This window comes from Pseudomonas sp. NPDC089569 (genome assembly GCF_050280625.1).
Taxonomy (GTDB): Bacteria; Pseudomonadota; Gammaproteobacteria; order Pseudomonadales; family Pseudomonadaceae; genus Aquipseudomonas.
In genome coordinates, this window is the sequence record NZ_JBNNVQ010000175.1 from 1 (window position 1) to 5,776 (window position 5,776).

Annotated in this window: 5 protein-coding genes; all 5 read left to right on the forward strand. The window is 62.8% G+C overall.

The window, feature by feature from the left end; genetic code table 11:
* Positions 1-527 (forward strand): ATP-binding cassette domain-containing protein (locus ACQKP2_RS31365; protein WP_427582174.1); only part of this gene is annotated, 527 nt, incomplete at its 5' end.
* Between the two features lie 139 nt (positions 528-666).
* A complete protein-coding gene (hutH, locus tag ACQKP2_RS31370) occupies positions 667-2,190 on the forward strand; it encodes a histidine ammonia-lyase (protein ID WP_427582175.1) in 1,524 nt (507 codons plus the stop codon).
* Between the two features lie 117 nt (positions 2,191-2,307).
* A complete protein-coding gene (gene hutH / locus ACQKP2_RS31375; protein WP_427582176.1) occupies positions 2,308-3,840 on the forward strand; it encodes a histidine ammonia-lyase in 1,533 nt (510 codons plus the stop codon).
* A gap of 129 nt (positions 3,841-3,969) precedes the next feature.
* Positions 3,970-5,175: an imidazolonepropionase gene (hutI, locus tag ACQKP2_RS31380; RefSeq protein WP_427582177.1), complete on the forward strand. Its 1,206-nt coding sequence runs from the start codon at positions 3,970-3,972 to the stop codon at positions 5,173-5,175.
* Between the two features lie 10 nt (positions 5,176-5,185).
* Positions 5,186-5,776 (forward strand): N-formylglutamate deformylase (hutG, locus tag ACQKP2_RS31385; RefSeq protein WP_427582178.1); only part of this gene is annotated, 591 nt, incomplete at its 3' end.

A 5,776-nucleotide genomic window follows, 5' to 3' on the forward strand; every position in this document is an offset into this window, starting at 1 on the left:
GTTTCGAGTTCATCGGGCAGGCGTCCGACGACGGCGTAGAAGTTCGATTCGGCGGCCTGCTGCCGCACAGGACTGTGGTCGACAACGTCGCCTATGGCCTGAAAGTGCGTGGCGAGAGCAAGCAACTGTGCACTGAACGTGCGCTGCACTGGATCAACACCGTGGGCCTCAAGGGCTACGAAAACAAATACCCGCACCAGCTCTCGGGCGGCATGCGTCAACGTGTTGGCCTGGCCCGCGCCTTGGCGGCGGACACCGACATCATCCTGATGGACGAAGCGTTCAGTGCCCTCGACCCGCTGATCCGTGCCGAGATGCAGGACCAGTTGCTGGAACTGCAAAAGACCCTGCACAAGACCATCGTCTTCATCACCCACGACCTCGACGAGGCCGTGCGCATCGGCAACCGCATTGCGATCCTCAAGGACGGCCGCCTGATCCAGGTCGGTACGCCCAAGGAGATCCTGCACTCGCCGGCCGATGAGTATGTCGACCGTTTCGTGCAGCGCCGGGCGGCAGTGGTTTAAATATTCGCGAAGAGTTTGCTGGCCTTATCGCGAGCAGGCTCGCTCCCACATTGGAATGCGTCCCCTGTGGGAGCGAGCCTGCTCGCGAAGGCGCCGGTGAAGCTGCATCAATATTCAGGATGTACGGGTGAGGTTGAAGATGTCCCAGGCTGAAAAAATCGTTATCGGCGACGCCCCTCTGCGTTGGCAGGATGTGGTCGCTGTTGCCCGTCATGGCGCGCAACTGGAGTTGTCGGCGCAGGCCTGGGCACGCATCGAAAATGCCCAGGCGATCGTCCAGCGCATCGTCGCCAGCGAAGAGCGCGCCTACGGTGTGAACACGGGCCTGGGCGCCTTGTGCAATGTGTCGCTCAAAGACGAACAGCTCAGCCAGCTGTCGCGCAACACCTTGCTCAGCCACGCCTGCGGCGTTGGCGCACCGCTGACCGATGAGCAGACTCGCGCGATCATGTGCGCGACCATTCGCAACTATTCCCAGGGCAAGTCCGGCATTCATCGCCAGGTGGTTGAAGCCCTGCTGGCGTTGCTCAACCGTGGCATTACCCCACAAGTTCCGTCCCAAGGGTCGGTCGGTTACCTGACCCACATGGCCCATGTCGGCATCGCCCTGCTGGGTGTCGGCAACGTCAGCTACCGTGGGCGGATCGTCCCGGCGCAACAGGCGTTGGCCGAAGAAGGCCTGCAACCGGTTCAACTCGGTGCGAAGGATGGTCTGTGCCTGGTCAACGGCACGCCGTGCATGACCGGCCTCAGCTGCCTGGCCATTGCCGATGCTTCGCGTCTGTTGCAGTGGGCCGATGTGATCAGTGCCATGAGCTTCGAGGCACAGCGCGGTCAGATCGCTGCGTTCGATGCCGAGATCATTGCCCTCAAGCCGCATCCGGGCATGCAGCAGGTCGGAGTCAATCTGCGGGCGCTGCTCGACGGCAGCGAAGTGATTGCCCGGAGCAAAGGCATCCGCACCCAGGATGCCTTGAGCATCCGTTCGATTCCGCAAGTGCACGGCGCTGCGCGCGATCAGCTTGAGCACGCGATCAAACAGGTCGAAATCGAACTCAATGGCTGCACCGACAACCCGTTGCTGCTGGGCACGCCGGACAACTTCCGGGTCATGTCCCAGGCCAACCCGCATGGCCAGTCGGTCGCCTTGGCGGCGGATCTGCTGGCCATCGCCATGGCGGAAATCGGCTCCATCGCCGAACGACGCCTGGACCGCCTGATCAACCCGCACGTCAGCGGCCTGCCGGCGTTCCTGGTGGCCAACCCGGGGGTGAACTCCGGGATGATGATCGTGCAATACGTCGCCGCTTCGCTGTGCGCGGAAAACCGTCAACTGGCGCAACCGGCGGTGCTCGATAACTACGTCACCTCGGGCCTTCAGGAAGATCACCTGAGTATGGGCACCAATGCCGCGCTGAAGCTGCACCGTGCGCTGGAAAACTGCACGCAGATCCTCGCCATCGAGTACCTGCTGGCGGCCCAGGCGTTCGAGTTCCTCAAAGAACAACGCTTCGGTGTCGGTACCGATGCGGCGTGGCGTCTGCTGCGTGAGCGCGTTCCGGCGTATGACCAGGATCGTTGGCTGGCACCGGACATCACCGCAGCCGCCGGCGTGTTGAAAGACCCGATTCTGCTCAGCGAAACTTTGCCGAATCTGAACTGATTTTCCTGTAAACCAGCGTGCCAAGGCGCCAGCCCTCTCAAAAGGAGGGAAGCGACGGACAACGGATCTTTCCGGAGCGTCTGGTAGTTGATTGAAAACTCTCAAAAGGAGACAAAAATGACTGCGCTAAACCTGATTCCCGGCCAACTGAGCCTCGCCCAACTGCGTGATGTCTATCAGCAGCCGGTGCAGTTGACCCTCGATAACAGCGCTTCGGCGCAAATCGAAGCCAGCGTGGCCTGCGTGGAGCAGATCATCGCCGAGAACCGCACCGCGTATGGCATCAACACCGGTTTCGGCCTGCTGGCCTCGACCCGCATCGCCAGCGAAGACCTGGAAAACCTGCAGCGTTCGCTGGTGTTGTCCCACGCCGCCGGTGTCGGCCAGCCGATCAGCGATGAGCTGTGCCGCCTGATCATGGTGCTCAAGGTCAACAGCCTGAGCCGTGGTTTCTCCGGTATTCGTCGCGTGGTGATCGATGCGCTGATCGCCCTGATCAACGCTGAAGTCTATCCACACATCCCGCTCAAGGGTTCGGTGGGCGCCTCCGGTGACCTGGCGCCATTGGCCCACATGTCGCTAGTGCTGCTGGGCGAAGGCAAGGCTCGCTACAAAGGTGAGTGGCTGCCCGCTGTCGAAGCGCTGAAGGTCGCTGGCCTGACGCCGTTGACCCTGGCCGCGAAAGAAGGCCTGGCGCTGCTCAACGGCACGCAGGTATCCACCGCATTCGCCCTGCGTGGCCTGTTCGAAGGTGAAGACCTGTTCGCCGGTGCCCTGGCCGTGGGTGGCCTGACCGTCGAGGCCGTACTGGGTTCGCGTTCGCCATTCGACGCACGCATCCACGCGGCCCGTGGCCAGAAAGGCCAGATCGACGCCGCCGCCGCTTACCGCGATCTGCTGGGTGAGCGCAGTGAAGTGTCCGACTCCCACGAGAACTGCGAAAAGGTCCAGGACCCGTACTCCCTGCGCTGCCAGCCGCAGGTCATGGGTGCCTGCCTGACCCAGTTCCGTCAGGCGGCCGAGGTGCTGGCCATCGAAGCCAACGCCGTTTCCGACAACCCGTTGGTGTTCGCCGCCGAAGGCGACGTGATTTCCGGCGGCAACTTCCACGCCGAACCGGTGGCCATGGCCGCTGACAACCTGGCGCTGGCCATCTCCGAAATCGGTTCGCTGAGCGAGCGCCGCATTTCGCTGATGATGGACAAACACATGTCGCAACTGCCGCCGTTCCTGGTGGCCAATGGCGGCGTCAACTCCGGGTTCATGATCGCCCAGGTGACGGCGGCGGCATTGGCCAGCGAGAACAAGGCCCTGGCCCATCCGCACTCGGTGGACAGCCTGCCGACCTCCGCCAACCAGGAAGACCACGTGTCCATGGCCCCGGCTGCCGGCAAGCGCCTGTGGGAAATGGCTGACAACACTCGCGGGATTCTGGCGGTGGAATGGCTGGCGGCGGCTCAAGGCCTGGACTTGCGCAATGGCCTGAAAAGCTCGCCAAAACTGGAGAGGGTCCGCGCGATCCTGCGCAAGGAAGTACCGGTCTACGAGAAAGACCGCTTCTTCGCGCCGGACATCAACGCGGCGACCGAGCTGCTGGCTTCGCGTTGCCTGAGCGAATTGGTCACAACAAAACTACTACCGAGCTTCTAACAGCACACTGATCGTTCCCACGCTCTGCGTGGGAATGCCTCAAGGGACGCTCCGCGTCCTGTGACGCGGAGCGTCACCGGCTGCATTCCCACGCAGAGCGTGGGAACGATCACAGAACGAGGAATTGGGATGAAAACCCTCTGGCAACACTGCCACGTTGCAACCATGGCGCAAGGCGTCTACTCGGTCATCGAGGACGCGGCCATCGTGACGTCCGGTGCGCACATCGAGTGGGTCGGTCCGCGCAGTGAGCTGCCGTCCGGCGAGTACCCGGTGGTCAATGATTTGAAGGGTTCCTGGGTGACCCCGGGCTTGATCGACTGCCACACCCACACAGTGTTCGGCGGCAATCGCAGCGGCGAATTCGAGCAGCGCCTGCAAGGTGTCAGCTACGCGGAAATCGCAGCAGCCGGTGGCGGCATCGCCAGCACCGTGCGTGCCACCCGTGCCGCCAGTGAGGACGAATTGTTCGCCAGCGCCTCCAGGCGCCTGAAAAGCCTGATGCGCGACGGTGTCACCAGCATCGAAATCAAATCCGGCTACGGCCTGGACCTGGCCAGCGAGCGCAAGATGCTGCGCGTGGCCCGTCGCCTCGGTGCCGAGCTGCCGATCAGCGTGCGTACCACCTGCCTGGCTGCGCACGCCTTGCCACCGGAGTATGCAGACCGTGCCGATGACTACATCGAGCACATTTGCAGCGAAATGCTCCCGGCGCTGGCCGCCGAAGGGCTGGTGGACGCGGTGGACGCGTTCTGCGAGTACCTGGCGTTTTCCCCGGCGCAGGTCGAGCGCGTGTTCATCACCGCGCAAAAACTTGGTTTGCCGGTGAAGTTGCACGCCGAGCAGTTGTCGTCGTTGCATGGTTCGAGCCTGGCGGCACGCTACCACGCACTGTCTGCCGATCACCTGGAATTCATGACCGAAGACGACGCGATCGCCATGGCCGAGTCCGGCACGGTCGCCGTGTTACTGCCCGGTGCGTTCTACTTCCTGCGGGAAACGCAATTGCCGCCGATGGACGCACTGCGCAAGCACGGCGTGAAAATCGCCATCGCCAGCGATCTCAATCCCGGCACCTCGCCGGCATTGTCGTTGCGCCTGATGTTGAACATGGCCTGCACCTGTTTCCGCATGACCCCGGAAGAAGCCCTGGCCGGTGCAACCATTCATGCCGCCACCGCGCTGGGCATGGCCGAGACCCATGGTTCGATCGAGGCCGGCAAGGTGGCGGACTTCGTCGCCTGGCAAATCGATCGTCCAGCCGACCTGTCGTACTGGCTGGGCGGTGATCTGGAAAAACGCGTCGTGCGTCACGGCGTCGAAACGAGCGTGTAGGAGAGCAGTTGTGGATAAGGTTCTGAACTTCAAACAAGGCCGCGTGCCCTTGCTGATCAGCATGCCGCACGCCGGCGTGCGTCTGACGCCCGCGGTGGAAGCCGGATTGATCCCCGAGGCGAAAAGCCTGCCGGACACCGACTGGCACATCCCGCAGCTGTATGACTTCGCCGCTGAGCTCGGTGCCAGCACCCTGGCCGCCGAATACTCGCGCTTCGTCATCGACCTGAACCGTCCATCCGACGATAAACCGTTGTACGTCGGTGCGACCACAGGCCTGTACCCGGCCACACTGTTCGACGGCGTGCCGTTGTTCCGCGAAGGCATGGAACCGTCCAAGGCCGAGCGCGCCACCTACCTGGAGCAGATCTGGACGCCGTACCACAGCACGCTGCAACAGGAACTGGCGCGACTGAAAGCCGAGTTCGGCTACGCGCTGCTGTTCGATGCGCACTCGATTCGCTCGCTCATCCCGCACCTGTTCGAAGGCAAACTGCCGGACTTCAACCTGGGCACCTTCAACGGCGCCAGTTGCGATCCACAGTTGGCTTCGCAGCTGGAAGCGATCTGTGCCGGGCACCCGAACTACAGCCATGTGCTG

Excerpts from the sequence above, each read along its gene's own strand:
- hutH (WP_427582175.1), top strand. The coding sequence starts at position 667 with ATGTCCCAGGCTGAAAAAATCGTTATCGGCGACGCCCCTCTGCGTTGG.
- hutH (WP_427582176.1), top strand. The coding sequence starts at position 2,308 with ATGACTGCGCTAAACCTGATTCCCGGCCAACTGAGCCTCGCCCAACTG.
- hutI (WP_427582177.1), top strand. The coding sequence starts at position 3,970 with ATGAAAACCCTCTGGCAACACTGCCACGTTGCAACCATGGCGCAAGGC.